The 19,566-nt window shown below is 72.2% G+C and carries 19 protein-coding genes, 2 tRNA genes and 1 pseudogene; 10 read left to right on the forward strand and 12 right to left on the reverse strand.

Features of this window, described 5'->3' with window-relative positions; all coding sequences use genetic code 11:
• The first annotated feature begins 133 nt into the window (after positions 1-133).
• Both O7620_RS17770 and O7620_RS17775 read left to right on the forward strand, forming a co-directional pair.
• Entirely contained in the window at positions 134-1,402 is a 1,269-nt protein-coding gene (locus tag O7620_RS17770) for an Ig-like domain-containing protein (RefSeq protein WP_278123899.1), read from the forward strand.
• A 252-nt stretch (positions 1,403-1,654) separates the two neighbouring features.
• Positions 1,655-2,944 (forward strand): Ig-like domain-containing protein, encoded by a 1,290-nt coding sequence (locus tag O7620_RS17775; protein WP_278123900.1) that lies wholly within the window; start codon positions 1,655-1,657, stop codon positions 2,942-2,944.
• Between the two features lie 97 nt (positions 2,945-3,041).
• Here the strand turns inward: O7620_RS17775 and O7620_RS17780 are convergent.
• The 3 genes from O7620_RS17780 to orn form a co-directional block, all read right to left on the reverse strand.
• Positions 3,042-3,117 (reverse strand) — tRNA-His (locus tag O7620_RS17780).
• 122 nt (positions 3,118-3,239) lie between these two features.
• Positions 3,240-4,439 (reverse strand): IS110 family transposase, encoded by a 1,200-nt coding sequence (locus O7620_RS17785; RefSeq protein WP_278126835.1) that lies wholly within the window; start codon positions 4,437-4,439, stop codon positions 3,240-3,242.
• A gap of 239 nt (positions 4,440-4,678) precedes the next feature.
• Positions 4,679-5,275, reverse strand: coding sequence for an oligoribonuclease (gene orn / locus O7620_RS17790; RefSeq protein WP_151489017.1), 597 nt, complete (start codon positions 5,273-5,275; stop codon positions 4,679-4,681).
• Between the two features lie 66 nt (positions 5,276-5,341).
• Between orn and O7620_RS17795 the strand changes: the two genes are divergently transcribed.
• Positions 5,342-6,610 carry a glycosyltransferase 87 family protein gene (locus O7620_RS17795; protein WP_278123903.1) on the forward strand — a complete coding sequence of 423 codons (1,269 nt, stop codon included), beginning with the start codon at positions 5,342-5,344 and terminating at the stop codon, positions 6,608-6,610.
• A gap of 262 nt (positions 6,611-6,872) precedes the next feature.
• Here the strand turns inward: O7620_RS17795 and O7620_RS17800 are convergent.
• The 3 genes and pseudogenes from O7620_RS17800 to O7620_RS17810 all read right to left on the reverse strand — a co-directional run.
• Positions 6,873-7,169: pseudogene (locus O7620_RS17800) on the reverse strand (hypothetical protein); the annotation flags it as partial.
• A gap of 667 nt (positions 7,170-7,836) precedes the next feature.
• Entirely contained in the window at positions 7,837-8,562 is a 726-nt protein-coding gene (locus O7620_RS17805) for a YcnI family protein (RefSeq protein WP_278123904.1), read from the reverse strand.
• 17 nt (positions 8,563-8,579) lie between these two features.
• Positions 8,580-10,250, reverse strand: a complete 1,671-nt coding sequence (locus O7620_RS17810; protein ID WP_278123906.1) for a copper resistance protein CopC — start codon at positions 10,248-10,250, stop codon at positions 8,580-8,582.
• A 202-nt stretch (positions 10,251-10,452) separates the two neighbouring features.
• Here O7620_RS17810 and O7620_RS17815 point away from each other — a divergent pair, with 202 nt between their 5' ends.
• From O7620_RS17815 to O7620_RS17830, 4 genes are read left to right on the forward strand one after another with little or no spacing between them, the layout of a single operon-like run.
• Positions 10,453-11,043, forward strand: a complete 591-nt coding sequence (locus O7620_RS17815) for a sigma-70 family RNA polymerase sigma factor (RefSeq protein WP_151489013.1) — start codon at positions 10,453-10,455, stop codon at positions 11,041-11,043.
• A 32-nt stretch (positions 11,044-11,075) separates the two neighbouring features.
• On the forward strand, positions 11,076-11,600 hold the full coding sequence (locus O7620_RS17820) for a MauE/DoxX family redox-associated membrane protein (protein WP_278123907.1): 525 nt from the start codon (positions 11,076-11,078) through the stop codon (positions 11,598-11,600).
• Positions 11,593-12,309 (forward strand): thioredoxin domain-containing protein, encoded by a 717-nt coding sequence (locus O7620_RS17825; RefSeq protein ID WP_278123908.1) that lies wholly within the window; start codon positions 11,593-11,595, stop codon positions 12,307-12,309. Before O7620_RS17820 ends, O7620_RS17825 begins: the two co-directional genes overlap by 8 nt.
• Positions 12,306-13,391 carry a hypothetical protein gene (locus tag O7620_RS17830; protein WP_278123909.1) on the forward strand — a complete coding sequence of 362 codons (1,086 nt, stop codon included), beginning with the start codon at positions 12,306-12,308 and terminating at the stop codon, positions 13,389-13,391. The genes O7620_RS17825 and O7620_RS17830 overlap by 4 nt, the downstream gene beginning before the upstream one ends.
• 68 nt (positions 13,392-13,459) lie before the next feature.
• Here O7620_RS17830 and O7620_RS17835 read toward each other — a convergent pair whose 3' ends face one another.
• From O7620_RS17835 to O7620_RS17850, 4 genes are read right to left on the reverse strand one after another with little or no spacing between them, the layout of a single operon-like run.
• Positions 13,460-14,218, reverse strand: coding sequence for an ABC transporter ATP-binding protein (locus O7620_RS17835; protein WP_278123911.1), 759 nt, complete (start codon positions 14,216-14,218; stop codon positions 13,460-13,462).
• Complete coding sequence (cbiQ, locus tag O7620_RS17840; protein WP_278123913.1) at positions 14,215-14,985, reverse strand: cobalt ECF transporter T component CbiQ; 771 nt, start codon at positions 14,983-14,985, stop codon at positions 14,215-14,217. Before cbiQ ends, O7620_RS17835 begins: the two co-directional genes overlap by 4 nt.
• Positions 14,986-14,999: 14 nt before the next feature.
• The gene (locus tag O7620_RS17845) at positions 15,000-15,425 is read right to left on the reverse strand and encodes a PDGLE domain-containing protein (protein WP_278123914.1); all 426 of its coding nucleotides are present in this window, start codon (positions 15,423-15,425) and stop codon (positions 15,000-15,002) included.
• Positions 15,422-16,138 (reverse strand): energy-coupling factor ABC transporter permease, encoded by a 717-nt coding sequence (locus tag O7620_RS17850; RefSeq protein ID WP_278123915.1) that lies wholly within the window; start codon positions 16,136-16,138, stop codon positions 15,422-15,424. Before O7620_RS17850 ends, O7620_RS17845 begins: the two co-directional genes overlap by 4 nt.
• 190 nt (positions 16,139-16,328) lie before the next feature.
• On the opposite strand from O7620_RS17850, the gene bcp reads away from it, so the two are divergent.
• The 3 genes from bcp (at position 16,329) to O7620_RS17865 (ending at position 17,594) form a co-directional block, all read left to right on the forward strand.
• Entirely contained in the window at positions 16,329-16,805 is a 477-nt protein-coding gene (gene bcp, locus O7620_RS17855) for a thioredoxin-dependent thiol peroxidase (RefSeq protein ID WP_278123916.1), read from the forward strand.
• Positions 16,806-16,870: 65 nt separating this feature from the next.
• A tRNA-Leu gene (locus O7620_RS17860) sits at positions 16,871-16,953 on the forward strand.
• A gap of 92 nt (positions 16,954-17,045) precedes the next feature.
• Positions 17,046-17,594, forward strand: a complete 549-nt coding sequence (locus O7620_RS17865) for a GNAT family N-acetyltransferase (protein WP_278123918.1) — start codon at positions 17,046-17,048, stop codon at positions 17,592-17,594.
• A 4-nt stretch (positions 17,595-17,598) separates the two neighbouring features.
• On the opposite strand, the gene O7620_RS17870 is transcribed toward O7620_RS17865, so the two are convergent.
• Both O7620_RS17870 and O7620_RS17875 read right to left on the reverse strand, forming a co-directional pair.
• Positions 17,599-18,585, reverse strand: coding sequence for an expansin EXLX1 family cellulose-binding protein (locus O7620_RS17870; RefSeq protein ID WP_278123920.1), 987 nt, complete (start codon positions 18,583-18,585; stop codon positions 17,599-17,601).
• Positions 18,586-18,743: 158 nt separating this feature from the next.
• The gene (locus O7620_RS17875) at positions 18,744-19,562 is read right to left on the reverse strand and encodes an MOSC N-terminal beta barrel domain-containing protein (RefSeq protein ID WP_278123922.1); all 819 of its coding nucleotides are present in this window, start codon (positions 19,560-19,562) and stop codon (positions 18,744-18,746) included.
• Positions 19,563-19,566: the final 4 nt, after the last annotated feature.

A 19,566-nucleotide genomic window follows, 5' to 3' on the forward strand; every position in this document is an offset into this window, starting at 1 on the left:
TACCCGACTCCCCCCTTCGGTCGAGCTTACCGGGCATATGGCCACAAAAGGGCCGGCGTGCGGAACATGGGGGCGTGGGTCCGGGCGCCGATACGGCACGATGTCCGCCAGGTACGCGAGAACAGAGGTGGGGATGGCACGGTTCAGGCGAGCCGGGGCGGTGGTGGGCGCTCTGACCCTGGCGGCGTCGCTGGCACTGACCGGGTGCGGCGACGAGCAGAAGAAGCCGGAATTCGTGGGTGGCACGTCGTCCGACGCGAGCGCGGGCGCCGAGCCCGGCTCGGCGGCACCCGCGACGTCGGCGACGCCGAGCGGGCCGGCGCTCACGTTGAGCCCGGCCGACGGCACGAAGAACAAGCCGGTGAGTACGGAGATCAGCGCCAAGCTCCCGGACGGCACGAAGGTGTCCGCGGTGACGCTGACGGCCGACGGCGGGGGCGCGGTGGAGGGCAAGCTGCGCACCGACGGTTCCTCCTGGGTGCCGTCCGCTCCGTTGAAGTACGGGACGAAGTACACGGCCACCCTGACGGCGAGCGCGTCCGACGGCACCAGCAGTCAGGGCACCAGCAGCTTCACCACGATGGCCAAGCCGAAGTCGACCATCGGGTCCGGCCTGTACCTGTTCGACGACAAGAGCTATGGCGTGGCCATGCCGGTGGTCACCGAGTTCCACCCGGGCATCCCGAAGAAGGACCGGGCGGCGGTGCAGAAGCGGATGTTCGTCAAGACCGACCCGCCGCAGCCGGGCGCCTGGCACTGGGTGGACAACGGCACGCAGGCGTACTACCGGGCACCGGAGTACTGGAAGCCCGGTACGACCATCACGGTGCGGATCGCGCTGGCGGGGGTACCGCTGAGCAACGGCAAGTACGGCGACGTCGACCGCAAGGCCACCGCGAAGATCGGCCGTTTGTTCGAGATGAAGGTGGACAACGCCACCAAGAAGATGTCGGTGTACGAGAACGGCGCGTTGGTCCGCAGCATCCCGGTGAGCCTGGGCAAGAAGAGCACGCCGTCGTCGAGCGGGACGTTGATCGTGATGGACAAGAAGGAAGCCACTGTCTTCGACACCCGCAGCGATCCGAATCCAGTTAATCGCTACGTCACCGACATCCAGTTCGCCCAGCGGCTCACCTGGGGCGGCGAGTACATCCACGCCGCGCCCTGGTCGGACCACGTGCAGGGGCGGCAGAACGTGTCGCACGGCTGCGTCAACATGTCGACGGCGAACGCCAAGTGGCTGTTCGACAAGACCCGGATCGGTGACCCGATCACGATCAAGGGCACCGAGCGCAGGATCGCCGCCGGCAACGGTTGGACGGCGTGGAGTCTGAGCTGGTCGGAGTTCGTGAAGGGCAGCGCGCTGCCGGTACCCGAGGGTGGGTCCGGCCCGGCACTCTGAGCGTCGACGTCCTCGCGCCGGCCGCTGCGGACGCAGGGGTCGGCGCGTACTCTTGCACTGCCCGCGACGCGACGACGGCGGCGGCGACCCCTCAGTCCCCGGTACGAAGACGAGCCCCAATCACGAAACGCCGGATAGTAGCAAAATTCCGGCATCCTGGTCGGCGTGTTCCGGTTCACCCTCAGCAACCGGGACCGGTTCTGGCGCGTCAGTAGGAGACGATGGGTCAGGGACCACGACTGTGAGGACATCATGCGAGCTAGCCAGGACCAGCTGATCCGGCCCCGTGGGCGACGCCGCGTGCTCGCGGCGGGGCTTCTCGCCGTGGCGCTGGCCGTGACCTCCGCCTGCACCGACGGCAACGGCGGCAAGCCGTCCTCGTGGCAGGGCGGCGGTGAGAGCCCGCCGCCCAAGGCGGCGGCGACCATCAGCGAACCGGCGGCCGACGCCAAGGACGTGCCGGCCTCCACCGGAATCACCTTCACCACGAAGGACGCCGAGGAGACCTCGGTCGAACTCAAGGACGCGGCCGGCAAGGCGGTCGAGGGCACCCTCGCCAAGGACGGCAAGACGTGGCTCCCGGCCGGGGCGTTGGCGTACGGCACGAGCTACACCGCCACCGTGACCGCGACTGGCGACGACAACCGTCCGGCCACCGCGACCAGCACCTTCACCACCATGGCCAAGCCGGCCAAGCAGATCCGGGTGAGCAGCTTCCTCGGTGACGAGCAGGTCGTCGGCGTCGGGATGCCGCTGATCGTGAAGTTCGACCGGGACGTTCCGCAGGACTACCGCGACGACGTGCAACGCCGGATGACGGTGACCTCGACGCCGGCCCAGGAGGGCATCTGGCACTGGGTCAGCCCGACCGAGATCCGGTACCGGCCCAAGGAGTTCTGGAAGGCGAACAGCAAGGTCCGCTACCGCGTGCAGACCGGTGGCCTGCCGATGGGCAACGGCTACTACGGCCGCGCGGACCTCGCGGTGGACATCAAGATCGGCCCGTCGCTGATCATGACGGTGGACAACAAGACCAAGCGGATGACGGTGACCCGCGACGGCAAGGCGATCAAGACCATCCCGGTCAGCCTGGGCAAGAAGAGCACCCCCTCGTCCAGCGGCACGATGGTGGTCATCGAGAAGCTGCGCAAGACCGTCTTCGACACGTACGCGGAAATGGGCCCCGAGGAGGGTTACCGCACCAAGATTGACTTCGCGCAGCGCCTCACCTGGGGCGGCGAGTTCATCCACGCGGCCCCCTGGTCCGATGGCCAGCAGGGCAGCGTCAACACCTCCCACGGCTGCGTCAACGTGTCGATGGCGAACGGCGAGTGGTTGTTCAACAACACCCTGGTCGGCGACCCGATCATGGTCAAGGGCACCGAGAGCAAGCTCCAGAACGGCAACGGCTGGACCGACTGGAACATGAGCTGGGACGAGTACGTCAAGGGCAGCGCCCTGCCGTACGAGCCGCCGGCCGACCCGGACGCCTCGCCGACCCCGGACGGGGCGGACACGCCCTCTCCGACGCCGACCGCCTGAGCAACGCGGACGACGAAAGCCCCCTCCACGGAGGGGGCTTTCGCGTGAGCCCCGCAAACGACTCAGGCCCCCTCGCGTGAGGGGGCCTGAGTCTTGCTGGGGTGACTGATGGGAATTGAACCCACGACAACCGGGACCACAACCCGGTGCTCTGCCAACTGAGCTACAGCCACCATGCCGCCGTCACCCGGTCGATCGCCCCGGGCGGGGTGCGGACCAATAATAGCCACACCGCCGCCGGGGCCGTCCAGCGGGTTCCCGGCTCCGCGGACGGGGGGTGTCCCTATGGGTTTCGTCAAGCTGCGATCGGTGCGGTGGGGCGGGGTTGGTAGGGGATCTTGTCGCGGAGCATGGCGAACAGGACGTCGCAGCGGCGTCGGGCGAGGCAGATGAGGGCGGCGTTGTGGCGTTTGCCTTCGGCGCGTTTGCGGTCGTAGTAGGCCCTGTTGACGGGGTCAGCGAGGGCGGCGAACGCGGCGAGGAAGAACGCGCGTTTGAGGTTCTTGTTGCCGCCGCGGGGTGGGTGTTCGCCGCGGATGCTGCTGCCGGATCGTCGGGTGACGGGGGCAAGCCCGGCGTAGGCGGCGAGGTGCCCGGGGGTGGCGAAGGCGGTTCCGTCGCCGACTTCGAGCAGGATCCGGGCTGCGGTCCTGACGCCGATGCCGGGCATCGAGGTCAGGACCGGGGCAAGAGGGTGCGCATCAAGCATCCTCTCGACCTCGACGGCGACCTGGTCGCGTTGTCGTAGGACGTCGCGGAGGCTGTCGGCAAGGCGAGGCAGGATCGTCTCCGCCGCTGCAGTGCCGGGGACGGTGACGGTTTGCTCGTCCAGGGCGGTCATGATCTGCTCGACGAGCCGCTCTCCCATGCGGGGCGCGTGCACTGCGGCGATCGAGAGCAGCCTGCGGCGGCCGGACTTGCGCAGCCCGATCGGACCGCCGCAACGCGACAGCAGCTCCAACACGGCCTTGTGCTGGACTTTCGGGCCGAGGACCCGTTCCAGGGCGGGGTGGATCTGGGTGAGCAGTCCCCGGATGCGGTTGGACACCCGAGTGGCTTCGCCGGCGAGGTCGTCGTCGAAGCCGACCAGGACTTCCAGCTCAGCCAGAGCCTCGTCGCCGACGTCGACCCGCCGCAGCGTATGCGGCAGGGTGCGCGCCGCGTCGGCGATGACGTAAGCGTCACGCGCGTCGGTCTTCGCCGAACCGGGGTGCAGATCAGCGATCCGACGCATCGCTAGGCCGGGCAGGTAGGCAACCTGATGCCCACACGCCCGCGCCACCGCGACCGGCAAGGCGCCGATCGAGGCCGGCTGGTCGACCACCACCAGAACCGCACCGTGACGGGCGAGTTTGTCGAACAGTTGCCGCAGCCGGGCCTCGGTGTTCGGCAACGGCGCATCGTGCAGCCGCTTGCCGTCCGGGGCCAACCCGACCGCGTGGTGATCACCTTTACCGACGTCCAAACCCAGGAAGACGCCGTATCCGTCGTGCACCACACCCGCCTCCACGCATCGATCCGTGGCCCCGGCCGCTGGTCAGCGTCGGACTGCCGGCAGCCACGTTACGAAGAGACCTACCCCAACACGGGTGGCCGTGTCCCTATCAGCGGTCCGCCGACGCCACCCGACCCGGCGACAACACCCCCCGGATCATCCGAACGACAGGGGCAGGAAGTCATACCGGGCCGGGCGACCGAGGGTCCCCGGCTGGGGACGATCAAAAAGGTAACGGGTCAGAGTTCGGCGGCGATGCCCTTGGCGGTCTCGACGTCGGGGCCGGGCAGCGGGACGAAGATGGTGCGCCGGTAGTACTCCAACTCGCGGATGCTCTCCCGGATGTCGGCGAGCGCCCGGTGCGCGAGGCCCTTCTGCGGCTGCCCGAAGTACACCCGGGGGTACCAGCGGCGGCACAGCTCCTTGATCGAGGAGACGTCGATCATGCGGTAGTGCAGGTGCGCGTCGAGGCGGGGCATGTCCCGGGCGATGAAGCCCCGGTCGGTCGCGATCGAGTTGCCGCACAGCGGAGCCGTACGCGGATCCTTGACGAAGGTGCGCACGTAATCCAGCACCAGGTCCTCGGCCTCGGCCAGGGTCACCGCCGAGCGGCGGACCTCCTCGGTGAGGCCGGACCTGGCGTGCATCGTCTGGACGACCTCCGGCATCGCCTCCAGCGCGGCCTCGTCGGCGTGGATCACCACGTCGACCCCGTCGCCGAGCACGTTGAGGTTGGGGTCGGTGACGAGTGCCGCGACCTCGATCAGTTTGTCTCTGCCGAGGTCCAAACCGGTCATCTCACAGTCGATCCAGACGAGGAGTTCAGCCACCGGCACAGCCTACGCGCAGCCCACACCCCGCGGCTGCGCGCTGTCGGCGGAGCAGACCGCTAGGGTTTCGGAGTGCCAGCAGAACCCGTCGCACCGCCCGCCGTCACCGAGGACGACCCCGGCGGCCGTACGGTCCGTCGGTTGGTCACGGTGGTGGCCCTGATCGCCGTGCTGCCGGCGCTCTACCTACCAGGGCTGGTGCACAACTTCTTCGACCTGAAGATCTACATGTCCGCGATGGACTGGTGGACGGCCGGCAACCCGCTCTACGACTACGTCCAGCCGGACCGGGTGCAGGGCGAGCTGTACTTCACCTATCCGCCGTTCAGCGCGCTGCTGCTGTGGCCGTTCGGGCTGCTGAGGCTCGGCGCCACCGTGACGATCTTCACGGTGCTCACCGTGCTGGCCGTGGTGCTGACGACCCGCTGGCTGGTGACGCCGGTGATCGCCCGGCACGACCTGCCGAGGGCGTTCACGCTCACCGTCGCCGTGCTGCTGGTGCTGGCGGTGGAGAGCACCCGGGAGACGATCACCTTCGGGCAGATCAACATGCTGCTGGTCGTGCTGATCCTGGCCGACCTGCTGGTCGCCGTACCGCAGGCGCGGCGCTGGGCCGGCGTCGGTGTGGGGCTGGCGACGGCGCTCAAGCTCTTCCCCGGCATCTTCATCGTCTACCTGCTGGCCACCCGGCGGTGGCGGGCCGCGGCGGTGGCGAGTGTGACCGCCGCGGCGGCGACCCTGCTCGCGGCGGCGGTCGCTCCGCGGGACTCGTGGCGGTTCTGGACGCACGAGCTGTGGGCCACCGAGCGGGTGGGCCGGACCGACTACACCGGCAACCAGTCGTTGTTCGGGCTGCTCAGCCGCTTCACCGCGCCGGAGAAGCCGGACCGGCTGCTCTGGTTGCTGGTGGTCGCCGTGGTGGCCGGCTACGGGCTGTGGCGGGCGGTCCGCGCCGCGCGGGCCGGGGATCCGTTGACCGGTCTGACCCTGACCGGCCTGGTCGGCGCCCTGGTCAGCCCGATCACCTGGACCCACCACATCTACTGGTTCGTGCCGGCGGTGGTGCTGCTCGCCGACGCGGCGTTGCGCGCCGACCGGCCGGACGAGGTCCGCCGGCGGCGGTGGCTGGCCGCGCTCGCGGTGGCCACCGGTGCCCTGATCATCTACGGCGTCGTGTCGTTTCACGACTGGGGTGTGGCACCGGTCCGCACCGACGATCCGGTGGACTTCGTGCTGCGCAACGGGTACGTGCTGCTGAGCCTGCTGCTGCTGGCGGCCCTGCCGGTCCGCTCGGACCAGGTCGAGGAAAAGTCGCATCAAATGGACAGACTTCCCCAGTAGCGTCGATCGGGGTTAATCTGGTCTCATCTACCTCAAGCTTCGCTCGGGTAGCACCGATCCCCCGGTGAGGGCGGCCCTCCGCGTCGGCAGCGCGGAGGGCCGCTCATCGTTTGTCCTCCACCGTCACCGGCCGGGCCGTCGCCTCCGCCGCCACGGGAGGCCAGGCCAGGCTCAACGTCACCTCGGGCGGGCCGGGTTGCCCGGCTGGCGCGTCCAGGTCGGCGAGGGTGGCCGGCCGGGCCGGCTCGGCACCGATCGCCGAGCGGGGTCGCTCACCCGAGCCGACCGGGGCGAGCTGCCGCACCGTGGTCATCGGCGGGGCCGCCGCGGGATCCCGGACGCCCAGGCCACTGAGCGAGGTGACCCCCAGCCGGCCGGCGAGCACCGGCACCTGGTCCGGTTCGACCACGAAGACCACCTCGCGCGGGCGCTGCGGTCGCAGCAGCAGCAGCACCGCGCCCACCACCAACAGGACCCCAACGGTCAGCAGGCCCCAGGTGGCCGGGCCGGTCCAGGCGGCCTGCAACTCGGCGCGCAGATCCAGGGCCAGGTCGCCGCCGCCGTCCGGACGCATCACCACCAGACTCATCGGTTCGCCGGCCACGTCGTCGGCGCTCCACTCCAGCGAGCCGATGCCCTCGCGTACCCAGAACGGGCGGCCCAGCGGGCTGGCCGCGTCGGCGGCGACGGCCGGGCCGGCCGGGTCCAGCCGGACCGGCAGCGGACCCCGGGCCAGCGCGACCCGGCGGACCGTGGCGTGCGGCACCGGCTCCAGCCAGCGACGCACCTCGGCGGTGGGCGCCAGGCCCACGAACGCCGGGCCGTCGGGCGTGCGGGCGTCCACCCGCAGCCGGGTCTGCGGGGTACGCGCGAACGGCGCCTCCTCCCGCAGCAGCCGGTCGAGGTCGCCGACCACGACGGCGTGCCCCGGTGTGCGGACCGTCTCGAACCGTGCGGCGAAGGCCCCACCGGGGTCGGCGTGCCGGGTCACCAGCCAGAGCGCCCCGCCGGCGAACAGCGCCGGAATCCCGATGACCAACAGCAGCATTCCGGCGATCGCCCGCACGAACCGCATTCGCACCGTCCCCCTCCGTAGCCAGATACCCGGCCGACCTTACCGACGTACGCCGTCTGATCAGGGGATATCCACAGCACGGGCGGCTCCCGTCCCCGGAAAGCACGCTGGCCCGCCGGGTGGTCCGGCGGGCCAGCGGATGTGCGGGGGGTCAGGACTTGGCGACCGGCTCCCGACGGGTCCGGGCGAACGCCAGACCGCCCAGTGCCAGGCCGGCCAGGCCGGCGACGAGACCGGCCACGCCGAGGCCGACCGCGAGGCCGTCGCCCTCGTCGTCATCGTCGTCGTCGGTCGACGCCACGGCGGCGGCCGGCGTGGCCGACGCCGACGGTGCCGCGGCGGTGAGGGTGAGCACCGGCGCCGGCTTCTCCGGCTCCTCGCCGCCCGGCTGCGGCTCGTCGATCCAGCGCGACACGTTGCCGTCCGAGTACGTCTGGAGGGTCTTGAAGACCATCGACTCGACCTTCGGCAGCGGCCCCATCGAGACTCCGAACTCCTGGAACTGGCCGGGCTTCACCGCGACGTCGCCGGCGGCCGTCCAGGTGATCTTGGCGACCGCCTCGGTGATCTGGCTGCCGTGCACCTCGATCGGCGGGTCCACCTTGCGCTTCTCCACCGTCACCGTCCAGCCGGGCACCGGGATGGTCGACACCGAACCGACCGGGGCGTTCTCCGGCATGACCACCTCCAGCTTGGTGGTCGACGCGGTGTCGCTCTCGTTGGGCACCCGGAACGCCACCCGGGCGTAGCCACCCTGGGTCGCCTCCTTCGGGTTCACCGTGACGTGGGCGGAGGCCGGCCCGGCAAAGCCGAGGACGGCGACGGCGGTGAACGCCAGGACGGCAGCGGCGGTTGCGGTACGCCGGAGTCGGGTCATGGGTTTCGCGAACCTCTCTAACGGATGGGCACGGTGGCGGTCACCGTGGCCTGGTCGATGTCGGTCGTACGGACGGTGATCTTCAGTTGCCAGTCGCCGGCGGCCGGCAGGCTGACGTCGCCGTACGCGTGGTTGTCCACCAGTGGCAGCAACGGGACGTCGATCGGCTCGATCCCGGCCGAGGGCAGCGCCACGGTGGCCTTCCACTCCTCCACCGGCAGCGGCTGCGACTGGCCGCCCGGGGCGTACGCGTACAGGTGCACCGAGTTGTTGCCCCGCTGGGCCGGGTCCAGCTCGACCCGCAGGGAGTAGAGCGGGCTGGACAGGGTGGTGCTGAACAGGCCGGCCTGGGTGCCCGAGGGCTCCGCCACCGCGGTCCGCGCGGGTGTGGTCTGCACCAACGTCGCGGACAGCCCCAGCACCACCGCGGTGACGGCCAGCTCCACCAGGACCGCTCGGCGCACCGGCACCGGGCGCTGCGCGGCGGTGCGTCGACGCACCAACTGCCGGGAGTACGCGGCCACGGCGATCACGATCGCGAACAGGCCGATCTTGGCCAGCAGGAGCCGTCCGTAGGTGGTGCTGAACAGGGCGTCGGGGGTGGCCACCTCGATCAACGCCTGGACGGTGCCGGCCAGCAGCAGTGCCGAGACGGCGAGCGCCGCCCAGCGGGACCAGATCGGCAGGATCGCGCCCAGCTCCCGCTCGTCGGCCCGACGCAGCAGGAAGGCGCCGAGCATCAGCAGACCGCCCAGCCAGACCGCCATGCTGCCGAGGTGGACCGCGTCGACGACCACCGACACCGCCGGCGCCGGAGACGCCGCCGGGTGCCCGGCCAGTGGCCAGGTCAGCAGCGCGGCCCCGCCGAGCACGCCCAGGATGATCGCGTCGGTGCGGCCGGACGGGCGGGCCAGCATCGGCCGCAGCAGGAACGCCGAGGCCGCCAGCAGGCCGAGCCGGACCAGGTGGGCGGTGCCGAAGGCGCTGCCGAACACGCTGCCGAACCCCTCGCCGGTCACCTCGAAGAGGCCACCACCGGCGGTGTACGGCACCTGCAGCCACAGGTCGGCGAGGGTGGCGACGGCCACCAGGCCGAGGCCGGTCCAGGCCAACCGGCTCGGCCCCCGGCGGGAGAGCCGCCGCGGCCACAGCGCGGCGAGCACCAGCACCGGCCCGACCAGCAGCACCAGGCCGGCGTAGCCGAGGAAACGGGCCACCTTCACCGCGTTCTCCACCACCGGGTTCGCGCGGCTGTCGGTGCCGGAGTCGACCGGTGGGGTCGACGGTGCGCCCACCGAGTAGGTGAACGCGCCGGAGACGGGGTGGCTGTCGGCGGAGATCACCCGGAAGCTGACCAGGTAGGTGCCCCGAGCGCCGGCCGGGTCCACCGGGATGGTCACCACGGCGCCCTCGAACGACGGCTCACCCCGGTCGGCCCGGGAGCCGTCCGGCGCGATCACCCGGACCTTGCCGGGGACCTTGCGGACCGACTCGGTGAAGGTGAGAACCACCGCGGACGGCCCGCTCGGCACCACCGCCGAGGCGGCGGGGCTGCTACTCGACAGCACCGCGTGGGCGCTGGCGGGGGTGCCCGGCGCGATCAACAGGGCGACGAGGGTGACCAGGAGGCCGGCGGCTGCGGCCAGCCGGGCGATCCAACGGCGGGGGGCGACAGTCATGCCGGCCATGGTCGCCGACCGACCTGGATCTCGGCGACCCGAGGCGGGTGAACGGCTCACCTGCACCCAGCCACCAGTGCCGCGCGTACCTGGTCGCGTGTCATGAGCAGGTAGTCGGCCGGGCGCGGCGAAAAGTTCCCGACGTGGCGCAGACCATCCAAGGGCCGAAGGACCCTGACGCTGCGCCGGGCGCCGCGTAACCTGGTTTTTCGTGATCCCCGTCCCGCGTGACACCGGCGCCTCCGGTCCGGCCCAGCCGACCGGTGACGCCGTCCGGGACCCGGCGACCGAGTGGGCGCTGACCGCCCGCGACGGTGACCCCGCCGCCCAGGCCGCGTTCGTCCGGCTGACCCAGGCCGAGGTCTGGCGTTTCGCCGCGGCCCTGGTCGACACCGACAGCGCCGACGATCTGACCCAGGAGACCTACCTGCGGGCGTTCCGGGCGCTGCCGGCGTTCGAGGGTCGCTCCACCGCCCGCACCTGGCTGCTTGGCATCGCCCGGCGGGCCTGCGCCGACCACCTGCGCACCGTGGTCCGCCGTCGCCGTCTCGACGAGCGGTTGGCGGCGAACGCGTACACCGACCGGCCGCACCCCGACCCGGCCGGGCAGTTCGGCGCCGCCGACCTGGTTCGCCGGTTGAGCGCCGAGCGGCGCGCCGCGTTCGTGCTCACCCAACTGCTCGGCCTGTCGTACGCCGAGGCCGCCGCCGTCGAGGGGGTGCCGGTGGGCACCATCCGATCCCGGGTCGCCCGGGCCCGCGACGAGTTGGTCGAGGCGGTCGGCGACGCCCTGACCGGCTGAGCGCGGAACTTCCGGCGCGGACGGGACGACAAATGAGCGTGACTGCACCCCCCACCTGGGCCGGCCGCTGGCCCGGCGTCCGGCCGTGGCTCGGCGTCGCGGCCCGGCTCGGCCTCGCCGCCGTCTGGCTGATCGCCGGCGCGTCGAAGGTCGGCGACCTGGCCGCGTCCGGTCGGGCCGTCAACGCCTACCAGGTGCTGCCGTACGACGTGGCGACCGTCGTGGGCGCCGCGTTGCCCTTCGTCGAGCTGGCGCTGGGCGTTCTGCTGCTGCTCGGGCTGGCCACCCGGCTCGGCGCGGGGGTGTCCGCCGCGCTGCTGGTGGTCTTCATCGCGGGGATCGCCTCGGCCTGGGCGCGTGGGCTGTCCATCGACTGCGGCTGTTTCGGCAGTGGCGGGCAGCTGGCGCAGGGGCAGGCACCCAGTTACCTCCCGGAGATCCTGCGGGACCTGGGATTCTTGGTGCTGGCCGGATTTCTGCTGATCTGGCCACGTACGCCCGTGTCGGTGGACGGATGGCTGTCCGGCGAACCCGCTGTGGAGGACGAGGATGAGTAGTCGCAAGGGGCAGCGGGACGCGGCCCGGGTGGTCCGCGAGCAACTCGCCCGGGAACGGCGTCGCCGCCGCACGATCTGGGTCTCCGCCGCCGCCGTCGCCGTCCTGGTCATCGCCGGCGTGATCGGTTGGAGCGTCTGGTCCAGCCAGAAGTCGGACACCTTCACCACCCCGCCCGGCGCGAACGCCGACGGCACCGGCATCGTCACCGGCGGCGGGCCGGTCACCGTCGACGTCTACGAGGACTTCCTCTGCCCGGCGTGCAACCAGTTCGAGCAGACCAGCGGGGCGACCCTGGAGCAGTTGGCGGCCGGGAACAAGGCGAAGGTCGTCTACCACCCGGTGGCGTACCTCAACCGCTTCTCCACCACCGAGTACTCGACCCGCTCCTCGGCCGCCTCCGGCTGCGCCGCGGCCGGCGGCAAGTTCCGGGAGTACGCGAAGGCGCTCTTCGCGAAGCAGCCGCCGGAGGGCAGCGCCGGGCTCAGCAACGACGAGCTGATCGACATCGCTGCCGGGGTGGGGCTCGACCGGGGCTCGTTCGGTGGCTGCGTCTCCGACGGCACGTACCGGACGTGGACCGCGCACGTCACCGACGAGGCCAGCCGCAGCGACGTCACCGGCACGCCGACCATCCTGATCAACGGTCAGCCGCTCGCCGACCGCACCCCACAGGGCCTCAACGCAGCCGTGGCGGCGGCCGGCAAGTGATCCGTACCCTGCTGGCCCGCGCCGGCCTGGTCGCCACCGCCGCCGGCCTGGCGACCCTGCTCAGCGCGGCGCCCGCCGCCGCGCACGGCGCGGACGCCCCGGACGGCACCGACTACCGCACCCGGGCCACCGGCGTCACCCCGGCCCGGCCCGGCCTGGAGGTACGCGTCGTCGAGGCCGGCGCCCGCCTGGAGCTGACCAACCACACCGGCCGCCCGATCGAGGTGATCGGCTACTCCGGGGAGCCGTACCTGCGGGTCGGTCCGGACGGGGTGTACGAGAACAGCCGTTCCCCCGCCACGTACCTGAACCGCACCATCGCGGGGGACACCGCGCTCCCCACCGACGCCGACCCGGCGGCGCCTCCCTCGTGGCGGCGGATCGCCGACGGCAGCACGGCCCGCTGGCACGACCAGCGCGCCCTGTGGCAGGAGACGGCGCCGCCGGACGCGGTACGCGCCGCACCGGACCGCGAGCACCGGGTCCGGGACTGGACGGTCCCGCTGCGCGACGGCGCCGACCCGGCGCGGATCGACGGCACGTTGGACTGGTTGCCGCCGCCGGACGCGTACACCTGGTGGGCGGTGACCATCGTGGGGCTGCTCGCCGTGGGGGCGCTCGGCCTGCTCGCCGCCGCCTCCCCCGCCGGGTCCCGGGCGCTGTCCGCGCTCGGGGCGCTGCTGATCGTCGGCGGTGCGATCGCCGTGGTGTACCCGGTCGGGCGGGAGGTGGACGCCGGCGCGCGGGGCGTGGGGGGTGTGCTGATCGGGTTGCTGTCCGGGCAGGTCTGGTCGTTGCTCACCGGCCTCGGCGCGATCGCCGCCGGTTGCTACGCGCTGGCCCGCCGCCCGGGTGCCGACTTCGTGGTCGCGCTGGGCGGAGCCTGCCTGGCGCTGCTCGCCGGAACCGGCAACGCCGCGGTCTTCGCCCGCTCCATCGCCCCGGTGCCCTGGCCCCCCGAGGCCGCCCGGGTCATGGTGGCGGCGCTGCTGATCACGGGCGCGGGTGCGACCGCAGCCGGCATCCTCCGCCTGCATGCCACCTCCCGCGCCGCCGCGGCAGCCCTGACCCAGCCTCGCTGACCATCCGCGATCTTGCAGTTTGTGGTGCACTCTTGTGGCTTTCGCGGCAAAAGCGGGGACCCGGGGGGCTAGGCCGGGGGGGTGAAGCCGTGGGGGAGTTCCAGGCGGTGGCGGGCTAGCAGGGTCTCGTCGGCCAGCAACGTCGGGGTGGGGGCGTCAGCCACGATCCGGCCGTTGTCCAGGATCACCGAACGTTCGCACAGCTCCGCCGCGTACGGCAGGTCGTGGGTGACCATCAGCAGCGTCACCGGCAGGCCGCGCAGGATCTCGGCCAGCTCGCGTCGGGCCGCCGGATCCAGGTTCGACGACGGCTCGTCCAGCACCAGGATCTCCGGATGCATGGCGAGGACGGTGGCCACCGCCACCCGACGGCGCTGCCCGAACGACAGATGCTGCGGCGCCCGGTCCCGGTGCTCACCCATCCCCACCGCCGCCAGGGCCTCGTCGACCCGGGTCGACAGCTCCGCCCCACGCAGGCCCAGGTTGGCCGGCCCGAACGCCACATCCTCCGCCACCGTGGGCAGGAACAGCTGGTCGTCCGGGTCCTGGAAGACGATGCCCACGCGGCGGCGCACCTCGGACAGGGTGGCCCGGTCCGGTGTGACGGTCAGCCCGCCGACGCTCACGCTGCCCTCGGTCGGGGTGAGGATGCCGTTGAGGTGCAGCACCAGCGTGGTCTTGCCCGCGCCGTTGGGCCCGAGCAGCGCCACCCGCTCGCCGCGCGGCACCGTCAGGTCCACACCGTGCAGGGCGACGTGACCATCCGGGTACGCGTAGCGGACGCCACGAACGTCCAGCGAGACAGCGGTCTGCACGGCACCGATCATGTCAGCACGACGGCGGTGGCGGCGATGGAGGCCGCCACCACCGGTACGGTCGCCGCGACCAGCCACTGGCCGGCGGTCGCCGCGCCGTCGCCCTGCCACACGGCGGGCATCCGCCCGGTGTAACCCCGCGACAGCATCGCCAGGTAGACCCGCTCACCCCGCTCGAAGGCGCGCAGGAACAACGCCCCGATCCCGGCGGCGAAGCCACGCACCTGCCACAGGAAGCGCGGGTCGTCACCCCGGGAGATCCGGGCCACCCGCATCCGCCGCGCCTCGCCGACCAGCACGTCCAGGTAGCGCAGCATGAACGTGGCGATCTGGGTCAGCACCTGCGGGCAGTGCAGCCGGTCCAACCCCACGATCAGGTCCCGGGTGGTGGTGGTCGCGGCGAGCAGCAGCGAGGCGAGGACGCCCAGGGTGCCCTTGGCCAGGATGTTCCACGCGCCGTGCAGCCCGTCCTCGGACAACCGCAGACCCAGCACGTCGACCCGCTCGCCGGCGCCCAGGAACGGCAGCGCGACGGCGAACAGCACGAACGGCAGCTCGATCAACGCCCGGCTGAGCAGCCACCGCGGCCCCACCCGGGCCAGCGCCGCCACCACGGCCACCAGCAGGGCGTACGCGCCGAAGGCCCAGAACGCCTCGCGCGGGGTGGCCACCACGGCGATGGTGAAGACCACCATCGCCGCGATCTTGACCTCGGGCGGGAGCCGGTGCACCGGCGAGTCCGACTCGCGGTACAGCACGTGCCCGTGACCGGCACCCATCCGCGTACCCCTGCTCAGCCGTTGGCGCCGGCGTGGCGCCGCTCGTCGGTGGACTCCACGGCGTCGCCCTCGGCGGACGTCGTCGCTTCGCCGTCGGTCGGCGCGGTGCCTCGGCGGCGCAGCAGCCAGAAGCCGCCGGCGCCGATCGCGAAGGTCACCAGCACCCCGAGCACCCCGGACAGGCCGGTGGAGACGAAGCCGTTCCGCACGCCGCGGACGCCGTAGTCGGCGAGCGGGCTGCCGGCCAGCTCGTGGTCCTTCGCCTGCTGGGCCGGGCAGCTACCGGCGACGATGGTGTCGTCGGCGTCGACCGTGCAGCCCTTGAGTAGCGACGAGTCCAGCCCGTCCGGGTGGGACGAGGCGTAGTTGCTCACCACGCCGGCGAGCAGCAGGGCGACCAGCAGGCCGCCGGCCAGGAAGGCCCAGGTGCGGTTCTTCATCGGACACCTCCGGCGACCGGGACGGCGGGAGCGGCGGGCTTGCGCAGCGAACGCAGCGCGTACACCAGGTCGGGGCGCACCTTCGCGACGGTGAGCACCGTGGTCGCGGTGATCAGGCCCTCGCCGATGCCGATGAGCAGGTGGACGCCGGCCATCGTTCCGGCCAGGCCGGCAAGGTTGCCGCCCAGGTCGGTGGTGCCGCCGAGCCAGTACTGCAGGACGAAGCCCTGCGACGCGACGACCACGCTGACCATCGCGGCGACGAAGGCGGTCACCGCCAGGCCGGCGGGCGTACGGGGCAGCACCCGCAGCAGCACGGCGATCAGCAGGTACGCCGCAGCGGTGCCGAGCAGCGCCATGTTCGTGATGTTGAGACCGAGCATCGCCACGCCGCCGTCGCCGAAGATCAGTGCCTGCACGACGAGGACGACGGCCACGCAGAGCGCGCCGACCCAGGGGCCGACCAGCATCGCGGCGAGCGCGCCACCGAGCAGGTGACCACTGACCCCGGCCGTGAAGATCGGAAAGTTGAGCATCTGGACGGCGAAGATGAACGCGGCCACCAGGCCGGCCATCGGTGCCAGCCGGTCGTCCAGGTCACGTCGGCCGCGCAGGACGCAGCCGGTGAGCGCGGCGAGCGCGAGTGCTGCGAAGACCGCCGCCACGGGACCATTGATGATCCCGTTCGAGATGTGCATCGCCAGTGTGTCCACGCGACCTCCCACGCGTCAGCGGACCCGTCCGGGGCCGGCGTGGGTCAGCCTATTTCCCATGCCTCGTTGTTGCCAGATCCTGGCAACAACGGATGGCCTTGATCACCCCCGGTCGGCCCCGCTGGGCGCGTTCCGCGCTGCGGCGCGCCGGCACCGGCAGCACCGGCCGGCCCGGCGGTAGGGTCGGGCCATGACCGCGCCCGACCGCCTCTCCCCCGGCGACCCCGCCCCCGAGTGGACCCTGCCCACCGACACCGGCGACCAGCTCGCCCTCGCCGACCTGCGTGGCCGCAAGGTCGTCCTGTACGCCTACCCCGCCGCGATGACCCCCGGCTGCACCAAGCAGGCCTGCGACTTCCGCGACTCGCTCGCCTCCCTCCAGGCGGCCGGGTACGAGATCGTCGGCATCTCCCCGGACAAGCCGGAGAAGCTGGCGAAGTTCCGCGACCACGACGCGATCACCTTCCCGCTGGTGTCGGACGTGGACCGGTCGGTGCTCACCGCGTACGGCGCGTACGGCGAGAAGCAGCTCTACGGCAAGACCGTGACCGGCGTGATCCGCTCGACCTTCGTCATCGACGCCGACGGCAAGATCGAACGGGCGCTCTACAACGTCAAGGCCACCGGGCACGTCGCCAAGCTCCGCCGCGACCTCGGCCTGGACTGACCGTCGAGCTGACGGAGGCCGGGCTCGACACCGTCGGGGCCGGACGCTCTAGACTCAGCGAGTTGGCGGGAGTGGCGTAACGGCAGCCGCGATAGGTTTAGGTCCTATTGTCCGAAAGGGCGTAGGGGTTCGAATCCCCTCTCCCGCACACATCAACGAGCACCACGCGCCCGATCGGCGGTTGTCAGGCACGTCACGATCTGAGGTCGGGAGCCCGGTCACCGGGTCAGGATGGGCGCCGTGAGTCTGCGCTTCGTCCTCGACCCCGACCTGACGCCCCACCTGCGCGCCGCGATCGTCGACCTCTGGACGGACGTCAGCAATGCTGGCGGGGCGGTGGGTTTCGTGCCGCCGGTCACCGCCGCCGACGTCCGCACGATCGCCGACCCGACCTTCGCGGGCATCGCCGAGGGGCCGGACCGGCTGCTGGTCGGGTACGTGGGCGACCGGCTGGTCGCCGTGCTGGTCTTCTCCGACAACCGTTTCCCGCTGAAGGCGCACTGGTGTGTGCTGAAGCGGGTGATGGTCCACCCGGACACCCAGGGCACCGGGTACGGCGCGGCGTTGATGCGCGAGGCCGCCCGGCTGGGTGCGGAGATGGGCCACGAGGCGTTGCACGTGACGGTGCGCGACGGGCTGGGGCTGGACGGGTTCTACCGCCGCCTCGGGTACCGGGAGATCGGCCGACTCCCGGGCGCGCTGCGGGTGGCGCCCGGTGACGACCGGGACGAGATCCTGATGTGGCTCAACCTGACGGCCGACGGGCTGACCGGCCAGACAGCCCGCTGAGCGGTCAGCCGCACCAGCGGGCGGTGGCCCCGGCCGGACGGGTCGACGGCGTTTCGGCGGGCGGCGCGCTCGCCCTCGCGACCTCGACCGGGCGGGCCGGTGTCGGCGTACCGCCCGGCCGGGTGGCGGACGGCCGGGCCGAGGGGGACTTCCGCGAACTGGTCGACGCGCCCGACCCGTACATCCGGACCGCGCTGGTCTGGATCTGGCCGGGGGCCATCCGGATGCCGGCGACGGTGACCTGGTTTCCGTACACGTCAGTGACCCGGACGCGGAACGGGCCGGCCCCGGCGCCGGAGGGGATCAGCCAGTAGTTGTAGTCCTGCCGGGCGGTCAAACGCCACGGACCGCTGTCACCCTGGCGGACCTCCACGGTCCGCAACGGGTTGCCGTGATTGCCGATCCGGACGGCGAACCACCACTGCGACGCGCCCTCCTTGATCCGGAAGGTGAGGGGGCCGGGCAGCGGCGGGTTGACCACCGCGCGGTAGGTGACCGGGACGAGGCCCTGCACCGGGTTGGCGATCCGGGCGAACGCCTCCCGGGACAGGTCGAGATGCCCGGGCGCGCACTCCGGGCACTGGTCCATGATGAGGACTCGGACGGTGCCCTTCGGTCCGGTCACGTCGAGGAATCCGCCGCAGGCGGCGCCGGCCGCGTACTCGGTCGGGCCGAGCGCGACATAGAGCCGGTTGGCGGGTGCGGCGGGGTTCGAGCAGTTGCCGCCGGCGCCGTTGGAGTCGTAGAAGGTGGCCTTGCCGCTGTGCGTGGTGGTGCCGGTGGGTGGCGCGGCGAGCGTACGACCGGCGGCGCAGGCCGGGGTGGAGCCGGAGCGCAGCGCCAGGGTGAGCCCGAGTGCCGCCGCGAGGACGGTGACGCCGGTGGCGACCAGCCAGGGCAGCGGGCCGGACGAGGACGCGGGCGGGTCGTCGGGAGCCCGGTCCAGGTCGATGTCGATGTCGACGACCGCAGGAGCGCTTCCGTCCGTCACGACGGCGATGGTGCCGGACCCGCAAGTGCCCGGACAAGCGGGCTAAGCCAAAGCTAAGACAGCATCGACGGACGGTGACCGGAGCGTTCCCGCAGCGGACCGGCGGCCGGTGTGGCCGGACCGCGCGACTCGCGATGGCGGCGACCGGACCCGGCCGGTCAGGGCTCGATGACGACCTGGTCGCCCACCGTCACCGGTCCACTGTCGATCGGGACCACGTTCAGTCCGAAGAGGAGGCTCTGCCGGATGTTGCGGTAGCGCCCCAGGGTGCGCAGCGGCTCCCTGGCGCGTACCCCGGTCTCCTGGTCGGTGGTGGTCACCACGCAGCGGTCGCACGGCCCGGCGGCGCGCATCCGCAGGTCACCGACGCGCAGCGACCGGCCGGCCCAGCCGTCCTCGGCCCAGGCCGGCGCGCCGTCGACGACCAGGTTGGGCCGGAACCGGGTCATCGGCACCGGTTCCTCCCCCGCCTCGGCCAGCCAGCCGTTGAGCGCGTCGAGGGAGGCGGCGTTCGTCAGCAGCAGGGGGTAGGCGTCGGCGAAGCTGACCTGGTCGCCGGTGTCGTACTCGCGGCCCTCGACGGCCAGGTGGCGGGTCGGCCGGGCCAGCCAGACCAGCCGGACCGGCCGGCCGAGCAGCGCGCCGAGCCAGGCGTCGGCGGCCGCACCCGCCGCCACGGCGGGGACCGGCAGCTTGCGGCTGCGGAAGGTGCGCACCAGGACCGGGTCGCCGCCGACCGGTTCGGGCACGTCGAGGTCGGGCCGCCCGTCGGCGCGCAGCGTCAGGGCCCCCGGGCGCACGGTGGCGCGCAGGCCGACCAGCCGGGTCGTCTCCCGCTGGGTGACGCCGACGCCGTCGGCGTCCACCACCATCCAGCGTCGGTCGCCGGCCAGGCCCCACGGCTGCACGAACGCGCCGTCGTGGTCGAGCCGGTGACAACCCTTGACCGGGTACGTGTGGATCGAGGTCAGCCGCACCCGG

The organism is Micromonospora sp. WMMD710 (assembly GCF_029626045.1).
Lineage (GTDB): Bacteria > Actinomycetota > Actinomycetes > Mycobacteriales > Micromonosporaceae > Micromonospora.